Source organism: uncultured Reyranella sp. (assembly GCF_945957355.1).
Lineage (GTDB): Bacteria > Pseudomonadota > Alphaproteobacteria > Reyranellales > Reyranellaceae > Reyranella.
Window position 1 is genome coordinate 314,765 of record NZ_CAMFKM010000003.1, and the last position, 26,209, is coordinate 340,973.

27 protein-coding genes and 1 tRNA gene are annotated in these 26,209 nt (G+C 66.5%); 20 read left to right on the forward strand and 8 right to left on the reverse strand.

What is annotated here, in order from left to right:
- The first annotated feature begins 20 nt into the window (after positions 1-20).
- The 14 genes from Q0Q48_RS07180 to Q0Q48_RS07245 all read left to right on the forward strand — a co-directional run bounded on the left by Q0Q48_RS07180 (position 21) and on the right by Q0Q48_RS07245 (position 11,120).
- Entirely contained in the window at positions 21-1,151 is a 1,131-nt protein-coding gene (locus Q0Q48_RS07180; RefSeq protein ID WP_295136053.1) for a cysteine desulfurase family protein, read from the forward strand.
- Positions 1,152-1,169: 18 nt separating this feature from the next.
- On the forward strand, positions 1,170-2,408 hold the full coding sequence (locus tag Q0Q48_RS07185; RefSeq protein WP_295136055.1) for an IscS subfamily cysteine desulfurase: 1,239 nt from the start codon (positions 1,170-1,172) through the stop codon (positions 2,406-2,408).
- A 36-nt stretch (positions 2,409-2,444) separates the two neighbouring features.
- Positions 2,445-2,855 carry a Fe-S cluster assembly scaffold IscU gene (gene iscU / locus Q0Q48_RS07190; protein ID WP_295136058.1) on the forward strand — a complete coding sequence of 137 codons (411 nt, stop codon included), beginning with the start codon at positions 2,445-2,447 and terminating at the stop codon, positions 2,853-2,855.
- Between the two features lie 20 nt (positions 2,856-2,875).
- Positions 2,876-3,268, forward strand: a complete 393-nt coding sequence (locus tag Q0Q48_RS07195) for an iron-sulfur cluster assembly accessory protein (protein WP_295136060.1) — start codon at positions 2,876-2,878, stop codon at positions 3,266-3,268.
- 9 nt (positions 3,269-3,277) lie between these two features.
- A complete protein-coding gene (gene hscB / locus Q0Q48_RS07200) occupies positions 3,278-3,790 on the forward strand; it encodes a Fe-S protein assembly co-chaperone HscB (protein WP_295136062.1) in 513 nt (170 codons plus the stop codon).
- A complete protein-coding gene (hscA, locus tag Q0Q48_RS07205) occupies positions 3,787-5,682 on the forward strand; it encodes a Fe-S protein assembly chaperone HscA (protein ID WP_295136064.1) in 1,896 nt (631 codons plus the stop codon). The genes hscB and hscA overlap by 4 nt, the downstream gene beginning before the upstream one ends.
- 19 nt (positions 5,683-5,701) lie before the next feature.
- Entirely contained in the window at positions 5,702-6,037 is a 336-nt protein-coding gene (locus Q0Q48_RS07210; RefSeq protein WP_295136066.1) for a ferredoxin family 2Fe-2S iron-sulfur cluster binding protein, read from the forward strand.
- A gap of 9 nt (positions 6,038-6,046) precedes the next feature.
- Positions 6,047-6,253, forward strand: coding sequence for a Fe-S cluster assembly protein IscX (gene iscX / locus Q0Q48_RS07215; protein WP_295136067.1), 207 nt, complete (start codon positions 6,047-6,049; stop codon positions 6,251-6,253).
- 71 nt (positions 6,254-6,324) lie between these two features.
- Positions 6,325-6,894, forward strand: coding sequence for a hypothetical protein (locus Q0Q48_RS07220; RefSeq protein WP_295136069.1), 570 nt, complete (start codon positions 6,325-6,327; stop codon positions 6,892-6,894).
- A gap of 45 nt (positions 6,895-6,939) precedes the next feature.
- Positions 6,940-7,455: a hypothetical protein gene (locus Q0Q48_RS07225; RefSeq protein WP_295136071.1), complete on the forward strand. Its 516-nt coding sequence runs from the start codon at positions 6,940-6,942 to the stop codon at positions 7,453-7,455.
- Between the two features lie 45 nt (positions 7,456-7,500).
- Positions 7,501-8,640 carry a tRNA 2-thiouridine(34) synthase MnmA gene (mnmA, locus tag Q0Q48_RS07230; protein ID WP_295136073.1) on the forward strand — a complete coding sequence of 380 codons (1,140 nt, stop codon included), beginning with the start codon at positions 7,501-7,503 and terminating at the stop codon, positions 8,638-8,640.
- Between the two features lie 43 nt (positions 8,641-8,683).
- Positions 8,684-9,682 (forward strand): tripartite tricarboxylate transporter substrate binding protein, encoded by a 999-nt coding sequence (locus Q0Q48_RS07235; RefSeq protein WP_295136075.1) that lies wholly within the window; start codon positions 8,684-8,686, stop codon positions 9,680-9,682.
- Positions 9,683-9,719: 37 nt separating this feature from the next.
- Positions 9,720-10,985, forward strand: a complete 1,266-nt coding sequence (locus tag Q0Q48_RS07240; protein WP_295136077.1) for an alkaline phosphatase family protein — start codon at positions 9,720-9,722, stop codon at positions 10,983-10,985.
- 58 nt (positions 10,986-11,043) lie between these two features.
- A tRNA-Met gene (locus tag Q0Q48_RS07245) sits at positions 11,044-11,120 on the forward strand.
- 160 nt (positions 11,121-11,280) lie between these two features.
- On the opposite strand, the gene Q0Q48_RS07250 is transcribed toward Q0Q48_RS07245, so the two are convergent.
- The gene (locus Q0Q48_RS07250) at positions 11,281-12,000 is read right to left on the reverse strand and encodes an alpha/beta family hydrolase (RefSeq protein WP_295136079.1); all 720 of its coding nucleotides are present in this window, start codon (positions 11,998-12,000) and stop codon (positions 11,281-11,283) included.
- Between the two features lie 473 nt (positions 12,001-12,473).
- Here Q0Q48_RS07250 and Q0Q48_RS07255 point away from each other — a divergent pair, with 473 nt between their 5' ends.
- Together Q0Q48_RS07255 and Q0Q48_RS07260 are read left to right on the forward strand one after the other, a co-directional pair.
- Positions 12,474-13,496 carry an NAD(P)/FAD-dependent oxidoreductase gene (locus Q0Q48_RS07255; RefSeq protein WP_295136081.1) on the forward strand — a complete coding sequence of 341 codons (1,023 nt, stop codon included), beginning with the start codon at positions 12,474-12,476 and terminating at the stop codon, positions 13,494-13,496.
- Between the two features lie 177 nt (positions 13,497-13,673).
- Complete coding sequence (locus tag Q0Q48_RS07260) at positions 13,674-14,249, forward strand: hypothetical protein (protein WP_295136083.1); 576 nt, start codon at positions 13,674-13,676, stop codon at positions 14,247-14,249.
- Positions 14,250-14,256: 7 nt separating this feature from the next.
- Here the strand turns inward: Q0Q48_RS07260 and Q0Q48_RS07265 are convergent, their stop codons facing one another.
- From Q0Q48_RS07265 to Q0Q48_RS07290, 6 genes are read right to left on the reverse strand one after another with little or no spacing between them, the layout of a single operon-like run.
- Complete coding sequence (locus Q0Q48_RS07265; RefSeq protein WP_295136085.1) at positions 14,257-15,333, reverse strand: ABC transporter ATP-binding protein; 1,077 nt, start codon at positions 15,331-15,333, stop codon at positions 14,257-14,259.
- Positions 15,330-16,337, reverse strand: a complete 1,008-nt coding sequence (locus tag Q0Q48_RS07270) for an ABC transporter ATP-binding protein (RefSeq protein WP_295136087.1) — start codon at positions 16,335-16,337, stop codon at positions 15,330-15,332. The genes Q0Q48_RS07265 and Q0Q48_RS07270 overlap by 4 nt, the downstream gene beginning before the upstream one ends.
- Positions 16,338-16,345: 8 nt before the next feature.
- Positions 16,346-17,809, reverse strand: coding sequence for an amidohydrolase family protein (locus Q0Q48_RS07275; protein WP_295136089.1), 1,464 nt, complete (start codon positions 17,807-17,809; stop codon positions 16,346-16,348).
- 35 nt (positions 17,810-17,844) lie between these two features.
- On the reverse strand, positions 17,845-19,419 hold the full coding sequence (locus Q0Q48_RS07280; RefSeq protein WP_295136091.1) for an ABC transporter substrate-binding protein: 1,575 nt from the start codon (positions 19,417-19,419) through the stop codon (positions 17,845-17,847).
- A gap of 24 nt (positions 19,420-19,443) precedes the next feature.
- On the reverse strand, positions 19,444-20,349 hold the full coding sequence (locus tag Q0Q48_RS07285) for an ABC transporter permease (RefSeq protein WP_295136093.1): 906 nt from the start codon (positions 20,347-20,349) through the stop codon (positions 19,444-19,446).
- Complete coding sequence (locus Q0Q48_RS07290; protein WP_295136095.1) at positions 20,346-21,284, reverse strand: ABC transporter permease; 939 nt, start codon at positions 21,282-21,284, stop codon at positions 20,346-20,348. Before Q0Q48_RS07290 ends, Q0Q48_RS07285 begins: the two co-directional genes overlap by 4 nt.
- A 136-nt stretch (positions 21,285-21,420) precedes the next feature.
- On the opposite strand from Q0Q48_RS07290, the gene Q0Q48_RS07295 reads away from it, so the two are divergent.
- The 4 genes from Q0Q48_RS07295 to Q0Q48_RS07310 are packed head-to-tail and all read left to right on the forward strand — an operon-like array spanning position 21,421 to position 25,451.
- Positions 21,421-22,377, forward strand: coding sequence for a dihydrodipicolinate synthase family protein (locus Q0Q48_RS07295; RefSeq protein WP_295136097.1), 957 nt, complete (start codon positions 21,421-21,423; stop codon positions 22,375-22,377).
- Between the two features lie 5 nt (positions 22,378-22,382).
- A complete protein-coding gene (gene hydA, locus Q0Q48_RS07300; RefSeq protein ID WP_295136099.1) occupies positions 22,383-23,852 on the forward strand; it encodes a dihydropyrimidinase in 1,470 nt (489 codons plus the stop codon).
- 13 nt (positions 23,853-23,865) lie between these two features.
- The gene (locus tag Q0Q48_RS07305; RefSeq protein WP_295136101.1) at positions 23,866-24,816 is read left to right on the forward strand and encodes an N-carbamoyl-D-amino-acid hydrolase; all 951 of its coding nucleotides are present in this window, start codon (positions 23,866-23,868) and stop codon (positions 24,814-24,816) included.
- 11 nt (positions 24,817-24,827) lie between these two features.
- Entirely contained in the window at positions 24,828-25,451 is a 624-nt protein-coding gene (locus tag Q0Q48_RS07310; RefSeq protein WP_295136102.1) for a flavin reductase family protein, read from the forward strand.
- Between the two features lie 16 nt (positions 25,452-25,467).
- Here Q0Q48_RS07310 and Q0Q48_RS07315 read toward each other — a convergent pair whose 3' ends face one another.
- Positions 25,468-26,130: an aspartate/glutamate racemase family protein gene (locus Q0Q48_RS07315; RefSeq protein WP_295136104.1), complete on the reverse strand. Its 663-nt coding sequence runs from the start codon at positions 26,128-26,130 to the stop codon at positions 25,468-25,470.
- Positions 26,131-26,209: the final 79 nt, after the last annotated feature.

Sequence of the window (26,209 nt, forward strand, 5' to 3'; positions counted from 1 at the left end):
CAGTTGGTTTCGAAAGTCCGATGTCCGCTCTCGCTTACCTGGACCACAACGCCACTAGCCCCCTGAGGCCGGCGGCGTTCGATGCCATGGTGGAAGCGCTGCGCGCGGGCGGCAATCCCTCGTCGGTCCATACGGCCGGCCGCAAGGCGCGGGCGATCGTCGACAGGGCGCGCCGGGAGGTGGCGTCGCTTGTGGGGGCCCGCGCCACGGAGACGATTTTTACGTCGGGCGGTACCGAGGCCAACAACCTGGCCCTGGCGGGTACCGGGCGGCGGCGGGTGCTGGTGTCGGCCATCGAACATGACAGCGTTCGCCAAGCCGTGCCGCAGGCGGAAATCCTGCCTGTCGATGGTGACGGTGTTCTCGATCTCGCCGCACTGGAGCGCGCGCTCGCGGCGCCGGCCGAGCCGGCGCTGGTGTCGGTGATGCTGGCGAACAACGAAACCGGTGTACTGCAGCCGCTCGCCGAAATCGTGCGCCTGGCGCAAGCGGCCGGTGCGCTGGTGCATTGCGATGCCGTCCAGGGAGCGGGGAAGGTGCCGGTCGATTTCCGGGGCCTCGGCGTCGACTACCTGAGTCTGTCCGCCCACAAGCTGGGTGGCCCGACCGGTGTCGGGGCTCTGGTGGTTCGGAACGGTGCGCCATTCTCGACGGATCGCCGGGGCGGAGGACAGGAGTCCAATCGCCGTGCCGGGACCGAGAATGTCTCCGGCATTGCCGGCTTCGGCGCCGCTGCCAGTGAGGCGGCCTCGGGCCTGGACGTATCGGGATTTCGTGACCGGCTCGAACTTGCCCTTGTCCAGATTGCGGCAGGGGCAAATGTTTTCGGTGCAAGGGCGTCGAGGATTGGCAATACCACGTGCATATCGATGCCCGGCGTGCCGGCTGAAACGCAGGTCATGGCGCTCGATCTTGCCGGCGTCTGCATCAGTGCGGGCGCCGCCTGCTCGTCCGGCAAGGTGCAGCGGTCTCCGGTGCTCGAAGCGATGGGCGTACCGGCGGCGGAAGCGGCCTGCGCGATCCGGATCAGTCTCGGATGGAATACCGAGGCGGCCGATATCGAACGCTTGATTGCCGCATGGCAGGACCTATATATCCGAGTGAATAAGTCGGATATTTCCCACACCCATCGTAGGGCCAGGGCGGCGTAGGAGTTTCAAGGGGTTAGCATGACAGCCATTACCCAAATCCGGCGCAACGATCAGCCGATCTACCTGGACTATCAGGCCACCACGCCCATGGACCCGCGGGTCCTGGAGGCGATGATGCCCTATTTTACCCACAAGTTCGGCAACTCGGGTTCGCGCAGCCACGCCTACGGCTGGGAAGCCGAGGAAGGCACGGAGAAGGCGCGCGCCCAGGTCGCCAGGCTGATCGGGGCCGACGAGAAGGAAGTCATCTTCACTTCCGGCGCCACCGAGTCTAACAACCTCGCGATCCGCGGTGTGGCCGAGTTCTACAAGGACCGGAAGAACCACATCATCACGACGGTGACCGAGCACAAGTGCGTGCTCGATACCTGCCGCCATCTGGAGCAACAGGGCTTCGAGGTCACGTACCTGCCGGTGCAGAAGGACGGGCTGCTGGATCTCGACGTGCTGCGTGCGGCGATCACCGACAAGACGGTCCTCGTCTCGGTCATGGCCGTGAACAACGAGATCGGCGTCATCCAGCCGTTGGCCGAGATCGGCAGGATCTGCCGCGAAAAGAAAGTCTTCTTCCACACCGACGCGGCCCAGGCTGCCGGCAAGATCCCTCTCGATGTCGAGGCGCTCAACGTCGACCTGATGAGCATCTCGGGTCACAAGATCTACGGGCCCAAGGGCATTGGGGCGCTCTACGTCCGCCGCAAGCCCCGGGTGCGGCTGGTGCCGATGATCGTCGGCGGTGGCCAGGAGCGCGGTTTCCGCTCCGGTACCCTGCCGACGCCGCTGTGCGTCGGTCTGGGCGAGGCGGCCGAGATCTGCATGAAGGAGATGGACGCCGAGGCCAAGCGGCTGAAGAAGCTGCAGGAGCGCATGCTGAACGGCTTGCGGGCCAAGCTCACGGATATCGTCGTCAACGGCGACCTCGAGCACCGTATTCCGGGCAACCTCAACATCAGCTTCGCGTATGTCGAAGGCGAGTCGCTGATGATGGGCATCAAGAACCTGGCGGTTTCGTCCGGTTCGGCCTGCACCTCGGCCTCGCTCGAGCCCAGCTACGTGCTGCGCGCCCTGGGCGTCGAGGAAGACATGGCGCACACGTCGCTGCGTATCGGCCTCGGCCGCTTCACGACGGAGCACGAGGTCGATACCGCGGTCGATGAGCTCGTGCGCCACGTCAACAAGCTGCGCGAGATGAGCCCGCTCTGGGAGATGGCCCAGGAAGGCATCGATATCAAATCCATCGAGTGGGCTGCCCACTGACGTTTCGGGCGCTGCTCGAGAATTGAGGAGAATGTCATGGCTTACAGCGAGAAGCTGATCGATCACTACGAGAACCCGCGCAACATCGGGTCGTTCGACAAGACGGCCGGGGATGTCGGCACCGGCCTGGTCGGCGCACCGGCCTGCGGCGACGTGATGAAGCTGCAGATCAAGGTCGGCGCCGACGGGCTGATCGAGGACGCCAAGTTCAAGACCTTCGGCTGCGGCTCCGCGATCGCCTCCAGCTCGCTCGTCACCGAGTGGGTGAAGGGCAAGACGATCGACGAGGCCGAGGCGATCAAGAACACCGACATCGCGCGTCACCTGGCGCTGCCGCCGGTGAAGATCCACTGCTCTGTCCTTGCCGAGGACGCGATCAAGGCGGCGATTGCCGACTATCGTGCCAAGGCCGCTAAGAAGGACGACAAGGCCGACGCGGCCGAGTAGCCATTCCGGAGCACATTCGTATGACCACGACCACCGAGACTCCCAAGCCCGCAGCGGCCGCGCCGCGGCCGCGCCGCCCCCGTCCGAAGCTCATGACGGTGACGCCGCTCGCGGCCGAGCGCGTGAAGGCGCTGATCGACGGTCGTGGCAAGCCGACGGCGGGCGTCCGGATCGGCGTGCGTACCAAGGGCTGCTCGGGCTTGAGCTACACGCTGGAGTTCGCCGACAAGCAGGAGCCGATGGACGAGGTCATCGAGGCCGAGGGCATCAAGCTTCTGGTCGACCCCAAGGCTTCGCTGTTCCTGATCGGCACCGAGATGGACTACGAGGAAGAGAAGCTGAAGTCGGGCTTCGTGTTCCGGAACCCGAACGAGAAGGGCCGCTGCGGCTGCGGCGAATCCTTCCACGTCTGAAGACCGGTCATGGATCATTTCGCGCGGCTGGGACTGCCGGCGGCGCTCGATCTCGACGCCGCCGCGCTGGACAGGGCCTATTTCGCGCTTCAGCGGCAGTGGCATCCCGACCGGTTCGTCTCCCGGTCGCCCGAGGAACGGGCGCGAGCCTCGGCGGAGGCTGCGTCTCTCAACGAAGCCTACCGCACCCTGAAGGACCCGCTCAGCCGCGCCTTCTACATGGCCGAGCGGGCCGGCGTGGAACTGCCGGGCGACGGCAAGACCATCGACGACCCGGACCTGCTGATGGAAGCCATGGAAGCGCGCGAGGCGCTGCATGACGCCGAAACGCTCGAAGCGGTCGACACGCTGGCCGCTGATGCGCGCCAGGATGTCCGGAAGGCGCTGGCGGGGCTCGCCAGTTTGTTCTTGGCAAACGACAGGGCCGCCATCAGAAAGACGCTCCTTCGCCTGCGTTACCTCGACAAGTTCGCCGAGGAAGCGCGGGCACGACGCATGAATATTGAACGGTCGACTTCATGACCTTGCTGGAGATCCACGAGCCGGGTGAAACGCCCCTGCCGCATGCCGGCGAGGGCTCGCTGGCGGTCGGCATCGATCTCGGCACGACCAACTCCGTGGTTGCCATCGCGCGCGACGGGACACCCGCGGCGCTGCACGACGAGACGGGCAGGGCGCTGGTGCCATCGGTGGTGGCCTATCCCGAGGCGGGCGGCGTACTGGTCGGTGACGATGCGCGCGCTCTGGTGGGCAGTGAGCCGCGCAACGTTGTGGCGTCGATCAAGCGCCTGATGGGCCGTGGCGCCGCCGACCTTCATGCCGTGGCCGGCGTGCTGCCCTATGAGGTCGAGCCAGGCACCGGCGAAACCGATATGGTCAAGCTTCGCATCGGCGGCAGGGCGCGTTCGCCGGTCGAGATTTCCGCCGAGATCCTGAAGGCCCTGCGCACCCGTGCCGAGGCCGCGCTGGAAATGCCGGTCGAACGGGCCGTCATCACCGTGCCGGCCTATTTCGACGATGCCGCGCGCACCGCGACCCGCGACGCCGCGCGGGTTGCCGGTCTCGAAGTGCTGCGGCTGGTCAACGAGCCGACGGCGGCCGCACTGGCCTACGGCCTCGACAAGGGCTCCGAGGGACTCTACGCGGTCTACGATCTGGGCGGCGGCACGTTCGACTTCTCGCTGCTGCGGCTCGAAAAGGGCGTGTTCCAGGTGCTCGCCACTGGCGGCGATACAGCGCTGGGGGGCGACGATTTCGACCGCGCCATCGCAGAGCGCATGCTGGGTGAGCGCACCCGCGATGGCTTGGCCGACGAGGTCGACGAGACCGCGGTCAAGGCCGCGCTGGCGTTGGCCCGCCACATGAAGGAACAGCTTTCCGACCGCGACCAGACCTCGGGCCGTCTCGAGGTCGCCGGCGTCCCGTCCTTCCACACGCTGACGCGCGACGGGTTCGACGCGATGGTGGGCGCCTATGTCGCGCGCACCCTCGACATCTCGCGCAACGTGCTGGCCGATGCCGGCATGGCTGCGGCGGACATAGAGGGTGTCGTGCTGGTCGGTGGTTCGACGCGCGTGCCGCTGGTACGAGCCAAGGTCGCCGAAATGACCGGCAAGCCGCCGCTCACCGACATCGACCCCGACGAGGTCGTGGCGCTGGGCGCCGCCCTGCAGGCCGAGGCCTTGACCGGCGGCGGCGACACGCTGCTGCTCGACGTGACGCCGCTGTCGCTCGGCCTCGAGACGATGGGCGGCATCGTCGAGAAGATCGTGCCGCGCAACACGCCGATCCCGGCGCAGCTCGCGCAGGATTTCACGACCTACCAGGACGGCCAGAGTGCCATGGCGATCCACGTGGTGCAGGGCGAGCGCGAGATGGTCGCCGACTGCCGCAGCCTGGCCCGCTTCGAGCTTTCGGGCATTCCGCCGATGACGGCGGGTGCGGCCCGCATCCGCGTTAGCTTCGCGGTCGATGCCGACGGGCTGCTCACCGTTTCGGCGGAGGAGCGCACGACCGGCGTTGCCCAGCGCGTTGAGGTGAAGCCGTCCTATGGCCTCAGCCACGAGGACATGGCCGACATGCTCTACGACGGCATGGACAATGCCGAGGCCGACATGAACCTGCGCCTCCTGACCGAGGCGAGGGTCGAGGCAAGGCGTGGCATTCTGGCGCTGGAGGCAGCCCTCGCGAAGGATGGCAAACTGCTGTCGGGCGAAGAGCGCGCGGCGATCGATGCGGCGCGGGCGCGGCTGGAAACGGCGATGGAAGGCGAGAGCCGGGACGAGATCAATGCAGCGGCCGAGGCGCTCGAGGTGCTGGCCAAGCCTTTCGCGGAGCGGCGCATGGACCGCGGCATCCGGGAGGCGCTGTCAGGCATGTCCATGGGCGAGCTGGAAAACCGGGTCGGCGAGTAGCAGAGCAAGAGAGCGAGAGATGCCGAAGATGACGTTTGTCCTGCGGGACGGGACGCGCAAGGAAGTCGATGCGCCGCTGGGCCTTTCGGTGCTCGAGATCGCGCACCGGAACCACGTCGACATCGAGGGCGCCTGCGAGGGCTCGCTCGCCTGTTCGACCTGCCATGTCGTGGTCGAGAACGTCTGGTTCGAGAAGCTCGCACCCGCCAGCGACGACGAGGAGGACATGCTCGACCTTGCGTTCGGTCTCACGCACACGTCGCGCCTGGGATGCCAGATCCGCATGACCGAAGCGCTCGACGGGCTGGTGGTCAAGCTGCCGGCGGCGACCCGCAACATGATGGTCGACAAGTAGGAGAGGCCGATGGCCCGCAAGTTGCGCTGGACCGACGTGCAGGACATCGCGATCGAGCTTGAGGAGCGTCATCCCGACGTCGACAATGTCAACCTGCGCTTCACCGACCTGCATCGCTGGGTGATGGAGCTGCCGGATTTCGCCGACGATGCCGCGCGCTCGAACGAGAAGATCCTGGAAGCGATCCAGGCGGCCTGGATCGACGAGCGCGACTAGGTCGGCGCTTGCCTGGCGCCGCAATTTGGCCGGAAATATGGGCGACACATAATGATCCGGGAGGGGTCCCCATGATGGCGTCGAGAGTGCGTCCTCTGCTGCTGCCGCTGGTGCTGGCAGCGGGACTGGGCGCTTGTGCGTCCAACGCCGTTCAGCCCGGCATCGTCAGTTCTACGGGGCCGGTCTATGGCGGACCGGCGAGCGCGCCGCCGCCGCCAGGCGCGTCGACCCAGGTCGCCTACGCCACACCGGTTGGTGGGCAAGGTCGCGTCGTCTCGATTCGTGAGGTCGGTCTGGCGGGTAGCGGCGGTTCGGGTAGCGGCAACGGGGCCCTGATGGGCGGCATCATCGGCGGAGGCGTCGGTGCCACGATCGGCGCCATCACCAGTCAGACGGTGGGTGGCGGTCTGGTCGGCCTGCTGCTCGGCACGGTCGGTGGTGCGATCGCCGGTACCATCGCCGACGGTCAGCGCAGCGGCGGTCGCGGCATCGAGGTCACGGTGCAGCGTGACGACGGGCAGAGCGTCACCGTGGCGCAGCGCGATGACGGGGACGTCCAGTTGGGTGACCGCGTACAGATCGTGCAGGATGGTCGCGGTGTGGCGCGGGTGGTGCGGGATACGTCGCGCAACCCGGATTGAGTTCCTCACGTTTTCTGATCGAAGAGTGCGAAAGGTGTCTTTCTGATGTTCGGCTCATGGCGTGTCGGCCTTCTCGTTCCAGCCGTCCTCGCGTTGGGACTGGGCGCCTGCAATGGCAGCAGCGGCACGGTACAGCCCGGCGTGGTCAACACTTCCTCGCAAGGCGCGAGTTATCGCGGTGAGCAGGGACGGGTGGTCTCGATCCGTGAAGTGCAGGTGCGTGGAAGCCGCGGCTCGGGCGTGAGCGACGGCACGCTGATTGGCGGCGGCCTGGGTGCGGTCGGCGGTGCCGTGGCCGGCGGTGCCATCACCAACTCGGCGGGCGGCGCGGTGGTCGGCGGCCTGCTGGGGGCCGTGGCAGGCGGCATTGCAGGCACGGCAATCGACCAGAACGCCCCCCGGCGCGGCATCGAAGTCACGGTGCAGCGCGACGACGGCCAGCGCGTGACCGTTGCACAGCCCGACGACGGCGACATCCAGATGGGCGACCGTGTCGCCATCGTCTACGACCGCAATGGCGTCGCCAAGGTCGTCCGCGACAGCGGCTACCGCCGCGATTAGCCGCGGCTGGCGGGGCCAGGGGGCGAAGCCTATATAGGCCGCGCCATGTCACCTCCCTCTTCCCTGAATTCCCTCGGCCTCGACAAGCCGCCCGCGGATACCCGCGTGGTGGTCGCTATGTCGGGCGGCGTGGATTCGTCGGTGACGGCGGCACTCCTCAAGGAGCAGGGCTACGACGTCGTGGGCGTCACCCTGCAGCTCTACGACCATGGCGTCGCGGTGGGCAAGGCGGGCGCCTGCTGCGCCGGCCAGGACATCCAGGACGCGCGCCAGGTGGCGGAGCGTCTCGGGATTCCGCACTACGTGCTCGACTATGAAAGCCGTTTCCGCGCCGAGGTGATGGAGTCCTTCGCCGATGCCTATGCGCGCGGCGAGACGCCGGTGCCCTGCATCGCCTGCAACCGCACCGTCAAGTTCCGCGACCTGCTGCGCACGGCGCGCGAGCTCGGCGCCGAGGCGCTGGCGACCGGCCACTATGTCCGCCGTGTGATGGGCGAGGCGGGACCGGAGTTGCATCGCGGTGCCGACCCGGCGCGCGACCAGAGCTATTTCCTGTTCGGCACGACGCGCGAGCAGCTCGACTTCCTGCGCTTTCCGCTCGGCGACCTGCCCAAGAGCGAGACACGCGCGCTCGCCGGGCGCTTCGATCTCGTGGTGGCGAACAAGCCCGACAGCCAGGACATCTGCTTCGTCCCACAGGGCAATTATGCGTCGGTCGTCCAGAAGTTGCGGCCGGAGGCCGTCGAGCCGGGCGACATCGTCGACATGGCGGGAAATGTCGTCGGCCGTCACGAGGGCATCGTGCGCTACACGGTTGGCCAGCGTCGCGGCCTGGCGCTGGGCGGGCGCGACGGCACCGATAACGATCCCCTCTATGTCGTGCGCCTCGAGCCCAAGACCCGCCGCGTGGTCGTGGGTCCGAGGTCGGCGCTCGGCCGTGACGAGATCACGCTATATGACGTGAACTGGCTGGATTTTCCTCACGAGGGACGTCTGCCGGTGCAGGTTCGCGTGCGCTCCAGCCAGTCCTTGCGTCCTGCGGAGATCGAGCTGACGGCGGAGGGGGCGGTCGTGCGCTTCGCCGAGCCGGAAATCGGCGTGTCGCCGGGACAGGCTTGCGTGATCTACGACGCCGCGACAGGCAGTCGCGTGCTGGGCGGCGGCTTCATCCGACGCTCGCCATGAAGCTGTAATCGTCGCGTCACCGGTTGCCCGGATAAGGCCGGGCATGACGAGCGAACACACCCAGCGTCCTTTCTCGCGCCGCGATTCCCTCGCGGCGCTCCTCCTGGCGTTTGCCGCGGCGGCCCCTTCCGGGGCGCGCGCGGACGACTATCCCGCCAAGCCGGTCAAGCTGATCATTCCCTACCCGCCGGGCGGCGGCACCGACATCACCGGGCGCGCGATGGCGGCGCGCCTGTCCGACGTGCTCGGGCAGACCGTGGTCATCGAGAACAAGCCCGGCGCCACCGGCATGATCGGCGCCGCGAGCGTCGCGAAGGCGCCGGCCGACGGCTACACGGTCCTGTTCGGCGCGGCGAGTGAAATGGCGATCAACGCCAGCCTGTTCAAGAACATGACCTACGATCCGCGCACCGACTTCGAGCCGGTGACCCTGGTGGCGACTTTCCCCCTGGTCTTCGTCGCGCCGGCGAACTCGACGCGATCGCTGAAGGAGCTGATCGAAGCCGCGCGCACCAGGCCCGACACGGTGAGCTACGGATCGATCGGCAGCGGCAGCCCGCAGCATCTCGCGGCCGAGCTTCTGTCGAGCATGGCCAAGGCAAAGTTTCTCCACATTCCCTACAAGGGCTCGGGTCCGCTGGTGCAGGATGCCGTGGGCGGGCACATCGACATGGCCGTGAGCAGCGTGCCGCCGGCCGTGCCGCTGGTCCGCTCGGGCAAGCTGCGGGCGCTCGCCGTGACCTCGGCGGCGAGGTCGGAGGCCTTGCCCGACGTGCCGACGATGGCCGAGCTGGGTTTCCCCGGCTACGAGTTCAACACCTGGGTCGGTGTCGCGGTGCCGAAGGGTACACCGAAGGAGATCGTGGATCGGCTGCGCGTCGGGCTCGTCGGCGCGCTGGCTGCCGCCGAGGTCCAGAGCGCGCTGCGCGACCAGGGTGCGGTACCGGTCGGCTCGACGGCCGAGCAGTTCCGCCAGTTCGTGCGCGACGAGGTGGCGAAGAGCGATCGCATCGTTTCGCAGGCAGGCATCCAGCCGGAATGACGATTTCCCGAGGCCGGGCATGGTCTATCATGGTCTGATGAACGTTTCCCGGCCCCGTAGGGCGATCCTGATCGTATGCGACGGCCTCGGTGCCGAGTGGGTCAGCGAAGCCCACACGCCGACCCTGGCGCGCCTGCTGGCCGGCCATTTCCGCGCCGACGATCATCGCGCGGTCTTTCCCTCGGTCACACGCGTCTCCGCCGCCTCGATCGCGACCGGCTGTTTTCCCGGCCGCCACGGCCTCGAAGGCAACCAGATGGCGCTGGTCGAGGACGGCCGCATCACCGTGCACAATGTCGGCGCGCCGTCCTTCCGACAGACCATGCGCCGCGTGACGGGCCGCACCCTGCGTGTTCCCACGATGGCCGAGCGGCTGGCTAAGTCGGGCGGCCAGGTCGCCTATTCGAACGTCTCGCCCGGTGCGGCGTATTTTCTCGATCCCGATCATTTCGGCACGGTGCTGCACCGCGCCGGCTCGTTCGGCCCCGGTGGAACGTCGCTCACCGGTGACGCCCATCTCGACGTGAGCCACGATCTCGACGGCGACATCGAGATGACCCGGCGCTTCTGCGAAGAGGTCGTGCCGTCCGACGGCTTCCGGTTGGCCATCCTGTGGCTCGCGAACCCCGACCTCACCCTGCACCACGATCCGCTGGGCTCGCCCGCGCATATCCATGCGCTGGAGATCACCGACCGGCTGGTGGCGCAGGTCGTCGAGACGGTGGCGGCGCATGAGCAGCGGTTCGATACGTTGCTGGCTGTCGGTTCGGACCACGGCCACGAGACGATCGGCCGCTCCGTCCATATCGGCAACTGGCTGGCGGAGAACGGCCTCGAGCGCGAACGGAGCGAGGCCCGCGTTGGCGTCGCGTCGCAGGGCACCTCGGCACTGATCTACGCGATGGGTGCGGCCAGAGCGGCGGTCGAAGATCTGTTGCCGAAGATGCACCGTGAACCGTGGGCCGGTTCGATCCTGACCGGCGAGGCGCTGGCCGCGACCGGCCTGACGGCTGACGCGCTGGTGGCCGCCGTGGACACCACCCGTCACGACGAACGCAACGACCATGGCGTCGCCGGCACGCGTTGGCTGGTCGAGGACGGCGAGGGTACGCCGGAAATCGGCTGCGGCCACCATGGCGGCCTGGGACCGGCCGAAACCCGTCCGTTCCTGACCTTCATCCATACCGCGTTCGGCCAGGGCGAGGCCGGCCGGCCGACGAGCCTCGTCGACATTGCGCCCACGATCCTGCGCTTCCTGGGGGAGGCGGCGGGCGACATGGACGGCGCCCCGGTCGGCGCCTGAGCGATGCCGCTCGTTTCTTGACAGATCGAGGCTCGGCCGCATAAAAGCGCGCACCCGTGGCTGGGTAGCTCAGCTGGTTAGAGCACGGCACTCATAATGCCGGGGTCGGCGGTTCAAGTCCGCCCCCAGCTACCAACTCCCTCACCAACCGATTGAAAACCTTCCACAATCGGTTGGTGGGAGCAGGGAGAGCCTGATCGGAGGGAGCCGATCGACGTTTGGTGCCCAGCATGGGCGTCGCGTGGCGGTTTCGCAGCGATTTGCGAAACGACGAATTGCACCCAGACTTCAAATCTCAGGTGTCTGCCAGAAGCCGGAAGCGTCGACCCTTCCGACGTCCCTTCAATTTGAAATGATGTTCACCGGAGACGTACTCCCCGGCGGCAATTGCCGCGGCCACATCGGGATGAGTCCTCAGGTAGAAGGCCTCGTCGAAACGCGCCCCCTTGACCGGCAACTGTCTTTGAACGCTATCCAGAAACTTTATCACCTGCTGGGCAACCGCGTCCCACCCGGACGGTGGCAAATCAAAATCATGGTCGGTGTCCACAAATCTCACGGTTACTGCCGGCGAAAGCGCGTAGTTTTCGGTGATGTCGATTGCTCCGTAGGCATCCCGCGTCCCCTGGAAGATCAGCGTAGGGACCGTGATATGCGCGAGGTGGCTGAAGCGGATCGGCTCCAACACACTATTCGGATGTCGGAACGGGTAAGCGAAGCAGATGACCGCTTTGACCGGCCGACGCATGGCAAACACGGTCGCCACGCGGCCGCCGGATGATCTTCCGATCAACACTTCCTGCCCTGCTTCGCCATGCGCTGGAACCATTTTCTCCAGGAGCGCCACTCGCTCCGATACATCGAGGCGCGAAGGCAATTCCTCGCTTCGAACTTTTATCTCCTCTCTGCCGATCCACCTGGAGAACACCGGCGCAAGCCGCTGCCGAGCTGCATCCTCGACAGCCGTTCTTTTCAGGAATGAATCGCCTGAAAGAAAATAGGCAGGACCAAACATCAAACTGACACTCCCTTGAACTCATGGACTGACGTGAACGACGGCAGGAGCCACCTTTTGCCTTTGCCGGCACAGGAGCCGCAGTATGGACTCGCCTGAGCGGTGGGAGCCACTTGCGGCAAATCCTTGCGCCGCAATGCCCCGGGCTCCCCGGGGGCTATCGCATGTCGCCCGTTTACCCGTCGTCTCGACTGAAGCCGAGCGTCGAGGCGGAGTGGAGAGACCTTCACTCCGCGAATAGCCAGCGTTTGGTGGAGCGAAGGTCTTTCCACTTCGCGCTGCGCGCTTTGGTCGAGACGACGGAAAGCTTCACATGCCTTAGCCCTAGGGCTCCCCGGGGGAGCGGCAAAGTCCTTGATGTCCTCTTTTGCGGCAAAGGTCGCCGCCAGCTACCAATTCCGGCCCTGGTTCTGCGCCTCTGAGGTGCGGCCAAGGGCCTTTCATTTGCGCAGCAGGTGGGCCAATTTGTGACCATGGCCCACGGACACGCGCAGCAGACCGACGTCATCATCATTGGGGCGGGGCCGGTTGGCCTCTTTGCCGTTTTCGAGTGCGGCATGGTCCGCCTGAACTGCCATGTCATCGATGTGCTGGACGATGCCGGTGGTCAGTGCACGGCGCTGTATCCCGAGAAGCCGATCTACGACATTCCCGGCTTCCCCCGGATCGAGGCAGCCGAGCTGATCGTCCGCCTGAAGGCCCAGGCGGCGGCCTTCCGGCCGGTCTATCACCTGGGCGAGCAGGTTCAGGCGCTGGAGCCGCTGACCGGCGGGTTCTGGCGGGTGACGACGTCCAAGGGCACCGTGCTGCAGGCCAAGGCGGTGATCATCGCCGCCGGTGTCGGTGCTTTCGGCCCCAACCGTCCGCCGCTGCCGGGCATCGAGGCCTACGAAGGCAAGAGCGTCTTCTACTACGTCACCCAGCGCGAGGCCTTTCGTGGCAAGCGCGTGGTGATCGCCGGGGGCGGCGACACGGCGGTCGACTGGGCGCTGTCGCTGGCCGAGATCGCCGGCCGCGTGTCGGTGATCCACCGCCGCGACAGGTTCCGCGCCGCGCCCGACAGCGAGGCACGGCTCAAGGCGCTGGCGAAGCAGGGCAAGGTCGACCTCGTCGTGCCGTACCAGCTCCACGGGCTCGAAGGCGAGGATGGCCAGCTCACGGCGGTAACGGTCGCCACGCTCGAAGGGGCGACGAAGCGCATCGAAGCCGACGTGCTGCTGCCGTTCTTCGGCCTGTCGATGTCGCTGGGGCCGATCGCCGACTGGGGACTTGCGCTGGAACGCAACCAGATCGAGGTCGATCCCGCGACGGCGGCGACGAGCAAGGCCGGGATCTTCGGTGTGGGCGACGTCGTCACCTATCCGGGCAAGCTGAAGCTGATCCTGACCGGCTTCGCCGAAGCCGCGATCGCGGCGCGTTCGGCCTACGCGCTGATCCACCCCGAGACGCCGCTGCACTTCGAGTATTCGACGACCTCGGGCGTGCCCGACGCCTAGGAAATCGGCTTGGACGACTTCTGTCCCGATGCGAAACTCGGTTACCTCCGGAGCCGGACGCGGTTCGCGCCTGGCGAGAAGCTTCGGCTGGACGAGGCCTATCGACTTGCGCACCTGCCGCTAATCGCTCCGGACCATCCCGACGTCATACGTTCGCGGCTGGGCGCGACCTATCGCATGGGGCGGCACGAACGCATCTTCTCGCTGGTGTTGCCGGTTCCTCCCGATGCGCTGGAGAAGTCCGTCGCCTATCGGGAGCTGGAGCTCGCGCTCAGGCAATCGCCCTTCGGGAGCAAGATCGCCTGGGACCTTCTGGCAAGACGTCGGGCGAAGCTCCACGCAACGATCTGCGGATCTCTCTCGAAAGACGTGCCGCACCTTGTCTCCGACGTTGAACGGGCGGCACTCAGGCGGCTCGGCCCATTGCGCGTCGAACTGCGAGGCCTGTTCTCCGGCAACGTCAATGTCGGCCGCCTCTACCTTCGCGTCTATCCGGAGTGCCGGAACGGCGCGAACTCGCTACGGGAGATTCAACGGATCCTCGGCAGACCGGAAACGGACCTGTACCTCGTCGGTCTGTTCAACTTCCTGGATCACCTGGACTCCATGGAAGCGGAGGCACTGCGCGACCTCATCGAGCGGTGGTGGGACCGTCCCATCCTCACGATCGACGTGGTCTCGCTGTGGCTCCTCGGTGCCTCCGACGACCTCGTCCTGGATGCCAGGATCGAAGACGTGATTCCCCTGGCATGAGCCGCGGTCAAGCCGCCACCGAGAGCTTGCGCAGCGCCGCGAGACGGCGCGCATAGGGCGGGTCGTTCTCCGGCACGAGGGCCGGCGGCACGATGCTTTCGGCGAAGTGGCAGGCCACGACCTGGCCCTCGACGCCGCTGCCGTCCTGCAGCGGGCGCAACGCAGGCTCCTCCTGACGGCAGCGGTCCTGGGCGTAGGCGCAGCGCGTGTGGAAGCGGCAACCGCGGGGCGGATTGAGCGGGCTCGGCACGTCGCCGGCCAGCCGGATGCGGGCGCGCTGGGCGGTCGGATCGGGCACCGGCACGGCCGACAACAGTGCCTGCGTGTAGGGGTGCCGCGGCCGGGCGAACAGGCTGCGCTTGGGCGCCAGTTCGACGATCTTGCCGAGATACATGACCGCGACCCGGTCGGAGATGTGGCGCACGACGGCGAGGTCGTGGGCGATGAAGATATAGGACAGCCCCAGCTTGCGCTTCAGGTCCTGCAACAGGTTGATGACCTGCGCCTGGATCGACACGTCGAGCGCCGAGACCGGCTCGTCGCAGACGATCAGCTTGGGCTGCGAGGCCAGCGCCCGGGCGATGCCGATGCGCTGGCGCTGGCCGCCGGAGAATTCGTGCGGGTAGCGCAGCGCGTGCCACGCCGAAAGGCCGACCTCGCCCAGCAGCTCGTCGATGCGTTTGCGCAGGGCCGCGCCTGAGGCGATCCCGTGCAGGCGCAGCGGTTCGGCCAACGTCTCGCCCACGGTCAGCCGCGGATTCAGCGACGCGTAGGGATCCTGGAAGATGATCTGCATGTCGCGGCGCAGGTCGCGCAGCGCTCCCCGCGAAAGGCCGCGCACGTCGCGACCCTCGAAGCGGATGGTGCCCTGAGTCGCCTCGATCAGGCGCAGCACCAGCCGGCCCGTCGTCGACTTCCCGCAGCCCGATTCGCCGACCAGCGCCAGCGTCTCGCCCGGCGCCACGTCGAAGGTGAGACCATCGACCGCGCGCACGATGCCGACCGCGCTCTGGAATACGATGCCGCGCTTTACCGGGAAGTGCTTGGCGAGGCCGGCGACGGAGAGGAGGGGCTCGGTGCTCATTCGGCGGCCTCGGCGAGAATCAGGTCGAGCGGCGCCTTCCAGCAGGCGGCGCGATGGCCGGGCGCGATCTCGCGCAGGGCGGGCTGCTCGGCGCGGCATCTCGCGTCGGCGAGGGCACAGCGCGGGCTGAAGCGGCAGCCGGGCGGAAGCGCGTAGGGGTTAGGCACGACCCCCTCGATAGCGGTCAGGCGCTCGTCGCCATCGCTGCCCAGTCGTGGGATCGAGCCCAGCAGGCCGAGCGTATAGGGGTGCTGCGGGTCGGCGAACAGCAGGCCGACCGGCGCTTCCTCGACGATGCGGCCGGAATACATGACGATCACCCGGTGCGCGAGCTCGGCCACCACACCGAGATCGTGAGTGATGAGCATGATCGCCGCGCCGGTGCGCTCGCGCAGGTCGCGCAGCAGGTCGAGGATCTGCGCCTGGATGGTGACGTCGAGCGCGGTGGTCGGTTCGTCGGCGATCAGGAGCTTCGGGTCGCAGGCCAGCGCCATGGCGATCATCACGCGCTGGCGCATGCCGCCCGAGAGCTGGTGGGGATACTCGTCGAGCCGGGTCTCGGGCGAGGGGATCTTTACCAGCTGCAGCATTTCGAGTGCGCGGGCGCGGGCCTCGGCGGCGCTGAGCGAACGGTGGAGCTGGACCGCCTCGATGATCTGATCGCCCACGGTCTGTACCGGGTTGAGGCTGGTCATCGGCTCCTGGAAGATCATGGCGATGTCGTCGCCGCGCACGGCGCGCATGTCGCTTTCCGGCAGGTCGAGGAGGTTGCGACCTTCCAGCCTGATCTCGCCTGCCGTGATCTTGCCGGGTGGATTGGGCACCAGCCGCATGATCGACAGTGACGTCACTGACTTGCCGCAGCCGGATTCGCCCACGATGCCCAATGTCTCGCCCGGCGCCAGCGAGAAGCTGATGCCGTCGACGGCGGCAAAGGAACTGCCGCCAGAGCGGAACTCCGTGCGCAGGCCCTTCACTTCGAGGAGGGGAGCGGCGTCGCTCACGTTGCGCCTTACGTCACAGGCCGGGACTGCGGCAGGCGATCGCGCGTGCCGTAGACCGGGGGCGCGAGCTGGTCGGCGGTGCGGCCGGCCCAATCGCGCTGGCTCACCGTTTCGAGCCGCTTTCGCTGGCCTTCGACCAGACCGGCGGTCGCGGCTTCGACATCCACCGTCAGGACCTTGCCGTCCTTCACGACCTGATTGCCGTCGACATAGACGTGGCGGATGGCGCGGTCGCCCGCCGAGTAGATCAGGCTGCGCACCGGCTCGTGGGCCGGCTGCATGTAGGGATGGCTCATGTCGACCAGCGAGAAGTCGGCCTTGCAGCCCGGCGCGAGGCGTCCAAGGTCGGACCGGCGCAGCATCCGGGCGCCGCCGATCGTGGCCGCCTCGAAGGCGTGCCGCGTCGTGCCCATCTTGTAGTTCATGGTGACGGCGCGGGCGAGGTAGCAGACCAGCCGCATCTCATCGAGCATGTTGTGCGGGAAGGTGTCGGTGCCGATGCCGACCGTGATGCCCGCATCCATGTAGCGGCCGATCGAATTCATCACCATGCCGCGCCGCACGAAGACGGTCGGGCAGTGTGCGACGGACGCGCCGGAGTCGCGTAGCCGCTCGAAGTCGTTGGCATGCGGATAGTGGATCTGCGGATGGTCGTTCAGGAAGATGCCATGGCCGATGATGAGGTCGGGTCCCAGCACGCCGATCGAGTCGAGCCATTCGATGGGCGTCTTGCCGTGGCGATGGACCATCTCGTGGAACTCGACGACGGCCTGGCAGGCATGGGTCTGCATCGGCAGGCCGCGACGCCTGGCTTCCTGCAGGGCTTCCTTGAAGAAGCCCTCGCGGCAGGTATCGATCTGCGCCGGCCCGACCATCCCGGAAATGCGGCCGCTGGGATGTTTCGCGGCCTCGTCGAGCGTCGCCATCGAGGCTTCGAAGGCCTTCTCGCCGGCTTTCTCGTCCCAGGCATATTCGACCGTGTGACCGTTCTTCGTGTACCAGACGCCCTGGCGCATCATCGGGCAGACGACGGCGCGGATGCCGGTCGCCGCGAGATCGTCGGCCCAGCCGGGGCGCGCCATCGACAGGTCGGTGATGGTCGTCACGCCGCTCTTCAACAGCTCGGAGACCGCCACCTTGGACGAGGGGCCGGCATCCTCGGGGTTGAGCCCAAAGACCGTCAGGTATTCGTAGAGCGAGCTCTGTCCGAGCTTGTCGCTGCCATACTCCTCGGTCAGGCCCTTGTTGGCAGGCTCGGAGAAGGGATGGCTGTGCACGTTCACGAGGCCGGGGATGGCCATCATCCCCTTGCCGTCGATGGTCGTGTCGACCGGGCCCGTGTAATCCGGTCCGACATGGGCGATCTCGTTGCCCTTGAACACGAGATCTGCATTTTCGAGATAGACGTGCCGCCCTTCGGCCTCGTCCCACGCAACGACGTGGTCGAGGCCGGCGATCTTGGTCGTCTTCATACGCGCTTCGCTCCGGTTGCTTGGCTGACTGCTGGTTATTTGTAGGCGAGGCCCAGGCCCTTGTAGAGGCCGCAGCCATAATTGCCGTGGGCCTTGATGGGCTTCAGTTTGGCGCCTGCCACGACGAACAGCGGCTCGTGGAACAGCGGGATCCAGACGAAGGCATCGTGCACCTTCTGCTGCACCGCCTGATACGAGGCGGCGCGCGTGGCTTCGTCGAGGGCAGTGGAGCCCTTGTCGAGCAGCTCGTCGGTTTCCTTGTCCTTCCAGTTCATGCGGTTCGGGGTCGGCGCATTGGTCGACCGGAAGTAGAGGTTCAGTGCGTCGCCCGCGCTGACATACGGGAAGCTCATGCCGAAGGCGTCGAACTCCTGCGTGGCGAGCTTGCCCCAGGCGACCGTCGCGTCGAACAGCTGGATCTGCAGGTCGACGCCGACCTTGCGCAGGTCGCCCTGCACGGCTTCGGCGATCTCCTTGAAAGCGCCGGAGATGCCATAGATGACCGGCGCCAGCTTCTTGCCGTCCTTGTAACGGAAGCCGTCGGCGCCTTTCTTCCAGCCCGCCTCGTCGAGCAGCCTGTCGGCCTCCTTGATGTTCTCGCCATAGGCCGCCCGGTTGAGCTTGCCGTTGAAGTCGAGGACGTTGGGCATCAGCATCGTCGAGGCCGGATCGGCGAAGCCGAAGGTCACGGCCTCGGTGATCGCCTTCTGGTCGACGGCGAGGTTCATCGCCTGGCGGACGCGCACGTCGTTGACCAGCTCCTTGTCGACCTTGAAGCCGATGAAGTAGGTCCAGAAGAAGTTCTCGGCCTTGGTCACCGAGAGGTTCTTGTTGGACTGCAGCTCCTTGATCGACCAGTAGGGCACGTACTGGCTGGCATCGGCCTGGCCGGCCTGCAGCGCGGTAACGCGGGTGTTCTCTTCCGGCACCACCTTCCAGATCACCTTGTCGACCTGCGCCTCGGTGTAGTCGTAGATCGGCGGGCCCCACTTGTAGCCCTTGTGCTTGCTGAGCACCGTCGAGTCGCGCGGCGTCCAGCTCTCGAAGCAGTAGGGGCCGGTCCCGTCGAAGCCCTTCACGCCGAAGTCGGCGCCGAGCTGCTTGGCCTGCTCCACGTTCAGCACCGTGTGGAAGTACTGCGTCATCTGGTAGAGCAGCTCGGAGAACGGCTTCTTGAGCTTGTACTCGACGGTAAAGTCGTCGGGTGCGGTCACCTTGTCGACGTCGCCCATGCGCCACTTCACGAGACCCTTGGTCTCGGGATCGAGCCAGCGTTCGTAGGTGGCCACAACATCCTTGGCCGTCATCTTCTTGCCGCTGCAGAAGGTGACGTCGTCGCGCAGCTTGAACGTGTAGGTGAGACCGTCCGGCGACACCGTCCAGCTCTTAGCGAGGCCCGGCTTCAACGTCTTCATGTCGAAGTCGAGGTTCACCATGGTGTCACCCATCATGTAGATGACCTCGGCGCCCGAGCGGGCGGTCGACTTGTGCGGATCGTAGCGGTCGGTGTCGATCTCGCGCACGATCGTCACGCTCTTCTGCGCCATCGCCGGTGCCGCAATACCTGCTACGGCCATCGCGGCCAGCGTTGCCACTGTCAACTTTCTCATGCCCACACCTCCTGCTGTTTCGAGTTATTGCCTCAACTTCGGATCGAGGGCGTCGCGCAGCGCATCCCCCAGGACATTGAATGCGAGCACCACGAGGAAGATCGCTGCGCAGGGCAGGGTCGAAACGTGTGGTGCGATCGACAGGAACTTGCGGCCGTCGGCAGCCATGCTGCCCAGCTCGGCGGTCGGCGGCTGGGCGCCAAGGCCGAGGAACGAGAGCGCGGCGCCCAGCAGGATCGCCTGGCCGAGCTGTAGGGTCATGTAAATCAGGATGGTCGGCCAGCAGTTGAGGGCGAGATACCGCCAGATCAGCGCCCCGTCGCCGAGACCGACCGCGCGGCCCGCTTCCATGTATTCCTGCTGCATGATCGACTGCGCGGCCCCGCGGGCGATGCGGGCAATCGACGGGACCGAGGCGATGCTGAGGGCGACCACGAGAGAGAAGAGGCCGGTGCCCATGACGGCCGCGATGGCCAGGCCGAACAGGATCGAGGGGAAGGAGAGCAGCACATCGACCAGGCGCATGAGCGGCTGGTCGAGGCGTTTGAAATAGGCCGCGCTCAAGCCGATCAGCGCGCCCAGTCCGCCGCCGACCATGACGGCGACGATGCCGATGCCCAGGGTGGCGCGCAGCCCGAACAGGATCCGGCTGAGCATGTCGCGGCCCTGGTTGTCGGCGCCCAGCAGGAAATCCGGGCAGCGCGCGCCGCCGATCGGGCAGAGGCGCAGCCGCATGTTGGAGGCATAGGGGTCGAAGGGCGCGATCCAGGGCGCGAGGATCGCCGCCCCGACGATCACGATGAGGAAGAGCGCCGCGAGGGCGGCCGGCGGATCGCGCAGGATGCGCCGCCATATGGCGTTCTTGCGCCGGATCGCTGCGATGGCGCTCTGGTCGGCCTGGCTCTGCAGGGGAAGGGCGGCGTCGGTCATCCGCGGGCGATCCTCGGATCGAGATAGGCGTAGAGGACGTCGACCAGCAGGTTGATCGACATGAAGCCGACGGCGAGGATCAGGATCGCACCCTGTGCCAACGGGAAGTCGCTCGAGGTGATGGCGCCAACCGCCATGCGGCCGACGCCCGGCCAGGCGAACATGGTCTCGGTCACGATGGAGCCGCCCAGCAGGAAGCCGATCTGCAGGCCGACCAGCGTGATGACGGGGATCATCGCATTGCGCAGCGCATGGCGGATCGTCACGCGCCAGTCCGAGGCGCCCTTGGCGCGGGCGGTGCGCACATAGTCGGCGCCCAGCGTTTCCAGAAGGGAGGTCCGGGTCATGCGCGCAACCGGGCCGATGAAGACGGCGCCCAGGGTCACGGCCGGCAGGATGATGCTCATGAAGCCGTCGGCGGTCCAAATCGGCCCGTTGCGCCCCTGGAAGGGCAACAGGCCTGCACCTCCGACATACTGGATCAGGAGCAGGCCGACCCAGAAGATCGGCACCGACACGCCCATGACCGAGAGCGCCATGATCGCGCGGTCGATCACCGTGCCGCGGCGGCGGGCGGCGAGGGTCCCCAGGGTGATGCCGAGCGGCACCGCCCAGATCAGGCAGGCCAGCATCAGCTCGATGGTCGGCCAGAGGGTGAGGGCGATCTCGTCGACGACGGCGCGGTTGGAGATCATGGAGCGGCCGAGATCGAGTTGGAAGACGCGGCCCAGATAGCGCCCGAACTGGACCCAGAGCGGCTGGTTCAGCCCGAGGTCGTTGCGGATGGCGTCGATCTCCGCTTTCGTTGCGGTCGGTCCGGCGACGACCGTTGCCGGATCCGTGGGCACGACCTGCAGCAGCAGGAAGCCGATGAGCAGCACCCCCAGCAGGACCGGAAACGAAATCATCAATCGATGAGCGATATGCCGCGCCATTTACTTCGACACCTGCCCCGCTTCGGGTAAGAACGCTTGCCACCGCCGCAACGCTCGACAAGCGCCCGGCGACTGGCATGATCGCTGCAACCTCATTCCTGGGGTGTTGCAAGAACCGCGCCGAGGAAGGTCGACGATGTCATCAGGAAAGCTGAACGAGCAGGCAAAGGGCGTTTACATCATCGCCGCCACGCCCTTCACGGACGAGGGCGCGGTCGACCTGCAGAGCGTCGACAGCTTGACCGATTTTTATTTGGGCTGCGGCGTACATGGATTCACGCTGCTCGGCATGATGGGCGAGGCGCACAAGCTCACGGCCGACGAATCTCTTTCGGTGGTCAACCGCGTGATCGGCCGGGCCCAGGGCCGGCAGGTGATCGTGGGTGTAAGCCATGCCGGACTGGAGAACGTTCGTCGTCTCTCGCACGAGGCGATGATGGCTGGCGCCGCCGGCGTGATGGTCGCGCCGCCTCCCGGCCTCAAGGGCGACGAGGGCCTCTACAATTATTATACGCAGGTCTTCCAGGCGCTCGGCCCGCACATCCCGGTCGTGTACCAGGATTATCCGCAGACCACCGGTGTCTACTTGCCGGTCAACGTGTTCGAGCGGCTGGTCGACGAGTTCCCGCAACTCGTCATGCTGAAGCACGAGGACGCACCAGGTCTCGCCAAGCTGACAAAGGTGCGCGAGGGCGAGAAGAAGCCGGGCCGGCGTCGGGTGTCGATACTCGTCGGCAATGGCGGGCTCTACTATCCGCAGGAGATGCGTCGCGGCGCCGACGGCGCGATGACCGGCTTTGCCTGGCCCGAGATGCTGGTGCAGGTCTATGACCTCTTCGCTCAGGGAAAGGCGGAGGAGGCCGAGGACCTGTTCGACATCTATCTGCCCCTGGTGCGCCACGAGGTACAGCCGGCGATCGGCCTGGCGCTGCGCAAGGAAGTGCTGTTCCGGCGCGGGGCCATCAAGAGCCCGAAGCAGCGGGCGCCCGGTTCGTCGCTGACGGCGGCGGACAAGAGCGAACTCGATGGAATGATTGCGCGCCTCGAGCGGCGTCTGGCGGCCGCCGGCCGTCTCGCCAAGGCGGCGGAGTAGGAAGAATGGCTGAGTATGATTTGATCGTTCGCAACGCGAAGATCGTTACGGCCGAGCGCCAGACCGAGGGTGACATCGCCGTCAAGGATGGCCAGGTCGTCGAGATCGGCCCCGACCTCAAGGGCAAGGGCACGCGGGAGATCGATGCCGGGGCTAAGTTCGTGCTGCCGGGTGGCGTCGACAGCCACTGCCACATCGAACAGAAGTCGGGCATGGGCGTGATGTGCGCCGACGATTTCTATACCGGCACCGTCTCCGCCGCGTTCGGCGGCACCACCACGGTCATTCCCTTCGCCGCCCAGCATCGCGGCATGTCGCTGCGCCAGGTGGTGAACGACTATCACGAGGCGGCGACGCCAAAGGCGGTGATCGACTACGCTTTCCACCTGATCGTCACCGATCCGACACCGCAGGCACTGGGTCAGGAGCTGCCGGCGCTGATCAAGGACGGCTACACCTCGTTCAAGATCTACATGACCTACGACGCTATGAAGGTCAGCGACTACCAGATCCTCGACATCCTGGCCGTGGCGCGGCGCGACGGTGCGCTGGTCATGGTGCATGCCGAGAACCACGACATGATCCAGTGGCTGGCGCATCACCTGGTCGACCAGGGCCATGGCGCGCCGAAGTTCCACGCCATCGCCCATGCCCGCATCGCCGAGGCCGAGGCGACCAACCGCGCGATCTCGCTGGCGCGGCTGGTCGATGCGCCGCTGCTGCTGGTCCACATGTCCGAGATCGAGGCGATCGAGACGCTGCGCCAGGCGCAGAAGAAGGGGCTGAAGATCTTCGGCGAGACCTGCCCGCAATACATCGCGCTGACCGCCGACGACATGGACAAGCCCGGCGTCGAGGGCGCCATGTGGTGCTGCAGCCCGCCGCCGCGCGATTCGGCGGCACAGGAAGCCGTTTGGGCGGCGCTGAAGGACGGCACGTTCCAGACCTTTTCGTCCGACCATGCGCCGTACCAGTTCAATGCCGGCGGCAAGATTCCCAAGGGCGATAAGACGACCTTCAAGGAGATGGCGAACGGCGTGCCCGGCCTCGAGATCCGCCTGCCGATGCTGTTCTCGGAAGGCGTCCAGAAGGGCCGCATCACCCTGCAGCAGTTCGTGGCGCTGACTTCCGCCAACCACGCCAAGCTCTATGGCCTCTATCCGAGGAAGGGCACGATCGCGGTCGGCTCCGATGCCGACTTCGCGATCTGGGATGCCGACAAGGATGTGACGGTCACCTGGAAGGACCTGCACGACAATGTCGGCTACACGCCCTACGAGGGACGTCAGCTCAAGGGCTGGCCTGTCACCGTGGTGAGCCGTGGCCGTGTCGTCGTCGAAGACGGCAAGCTCAACGCCGAGCGGGGCTCGGGCCAGTTCCTGCCCTGCGCCTCGCCCGATTCGTCCAGGCCCATCGGCCAGAGCGCGCCCGAACTGCAGGCCATGTCGCGCTTCGGCCTGAAGCCGCTGTTCTAGAGGAGTGAAGCAAGTGTCCCGCCGTCTCAAAGTCTCTTCCGCCCAGCTGGGTCCGATCCATCTCGCCGACAGCCGCGCGAGCGTGGTCAAGCGCATGATCGAGATGCTGAAGGAGGCCGACAGCCGCGGCTCCAAGTTCGTCGTGTTTCCCGAACTCGCGCTCACGACCTTCTTCCCGCGCTACTGGATGGAGGATCCCAACGAGGTCGAGAAGTACTTCGAGAGCCAGATGCCGAGCCCGGACACGCTGCCGCTGTTCGAGCTGGCGCGCGAGAAGGGCATCGGCTTCTACCTGGGCTATGCGGAGCGGACCGAGGAAGAGGGATCGACGCATCACTTCAACACGTCGATCCTGGTGGGACCCGACGGCAGGCTGATTGGCAAGTACCGAAAGGTCCATCTGCCCGGCCACGACGAGCATCGTCCGACGGTGCCGTACCAGCATCTCGAGAAGAAGTACTTCGAGGTCGGCAACCTGGGCTTCAACGTCTGGAAGATGTTCAAGGACGAGGTGATCGTCGGCCAGTGCATCTGCAACGATCGCCGCTGGCCGGAGACGTTCCGCGTCATGGCGCTGAAGGGCGCCGAGATGGTGGTGCTGGGCTACAACACGCCCAGCGACAACGTCTACGCGCCGCATGAGCCGCCGTACCTGCGTGTGTTCCACCACATGCTGTCGTTGCAGGCAGCTGCCTATCAGAACGGCATCTGGGTCGTGGCGACGGCCAAGGCCGGCAAGGAAGACGGGTTCTGGCTGCATGGCGGTTCGGTGATCGTCGCGCCGACTGGCGAGATCGTGGCCAAGGGCACGACCGAGGACGACGAGGTCATCTCCTACGATTGTGACCTCGGCCTCGGGGAATACATCCGCAACACCACCTTCAACTTCGCCAAGCACCGCCGCCCGGAGCACTACAAGCTGATCAGCGAGCGCACCGGCGTGAAGCTCGAACCGTCGAACTGAGGAACAGGGTCATGCAATACGCCGCTTCCGACGTTAATCCGCACGATCGCTACAAGATCCTGACGGCCTTCGTGCTGCCGCGGCCGATCGCCTGGGTGACGACGCTGGGGCCGACGGGCGTCGTCAACGCCGCGCCGTTCAGCTTCTTCAACGTCTTTGCCGAGGACCCGCCGCTCTGCATGTTCGCCATCAACAAGCGGCCGGACGGGCGCCTCAAGGACACCTGGACCAACATCCAGCGCACCGGCGAGTTCGTGGTCAACCTGACCGACGAGCCGCTGGCGCTCAAGATGCACCAATCGAGCGGTGATTTTCCGCCGGACGTCGGCGAGCCGGACTATCTCGGCCTGAAGCTCGCGCCGTCGGTCGACATCAAGACGCCGCGCCTGGCCGACGCGCCATGGGCGATGGAGTGCAAGACCTGGCAGGTCATCAACGTGAAGGACGACCGCCAGCTCGTGATCGGCGAGGGCTCGCGCTTCCACATCCGCGACGAGCTGTGGGACCCCAAGGCGATGCGCGTGCACATGGACAAGTACCATCCGGTCGGCCGCATGTTCGCCGACCGCTATTGCCGCACCGACGACCGCATGGAGTTTCCCGCGGCGCCGGTCGTCAAGGCTGCGGCCGAGTGACGGTCCGCCCCCGTCGTTAGCTCCAATTCAGTCGGCTGCGGCCGATCGCCATCGAGACCGCGGCCTGGCTGGGCTCGACCACGGGCAGGCCGACGTGGCGCTGCAGGCGGTCGCGGTAGCGCGCCATGCCGGCGCAGCCCATCACCAGCACGTCGGCGCCGTCCTCGTCGCGCAGCTCGGCGGCGACCTCGGCCATGCGGCTGAAGGTACGGGCCTCGTCGGCGAGCTCGACGACCCCGAGCCCGATCGCCCGGTCGCCCGCCATGCGATCGTTGAGGCCCATCTGGCCGACGTAGCGCAGGTGACGCGGGATCGACTTGCGCAGGATCGAGATCACGCCGAAGCGCTGCCCGAGGGTGAGGGCGGTCAGGATGCCGCACTCGGCGATGCCCAGCACCGGTCTGGTCGTCAGTTCGCGCGCGGCATGCAGGCCGGGGTCCGAATAGCAGGCGATCACGAAGGCCGAGCAGTCCCTGTCGCGTTGCTTCACCATGGCGCCGATCAGGGGAACGACCTGCTCGACATGTCCCTGGTTCTCGATGCCGGGCGGACCGTCCTTCAGCGTCACGCATTCGATGGTCGGACCACCGGTGATGCGCAACGGCTCCATGGCGGTGTCGATGCCGCGGGTGACGGCTTCGGTGGAGTTGGGATTGATGACGAGGATGCGGTCGGACATGGGCCGCAAGATGGCCTCTAAATTGCTATTCAACAATGCCTGATCTAACGTTGCCGCTTGGGGATTTCATGGGAAGGAA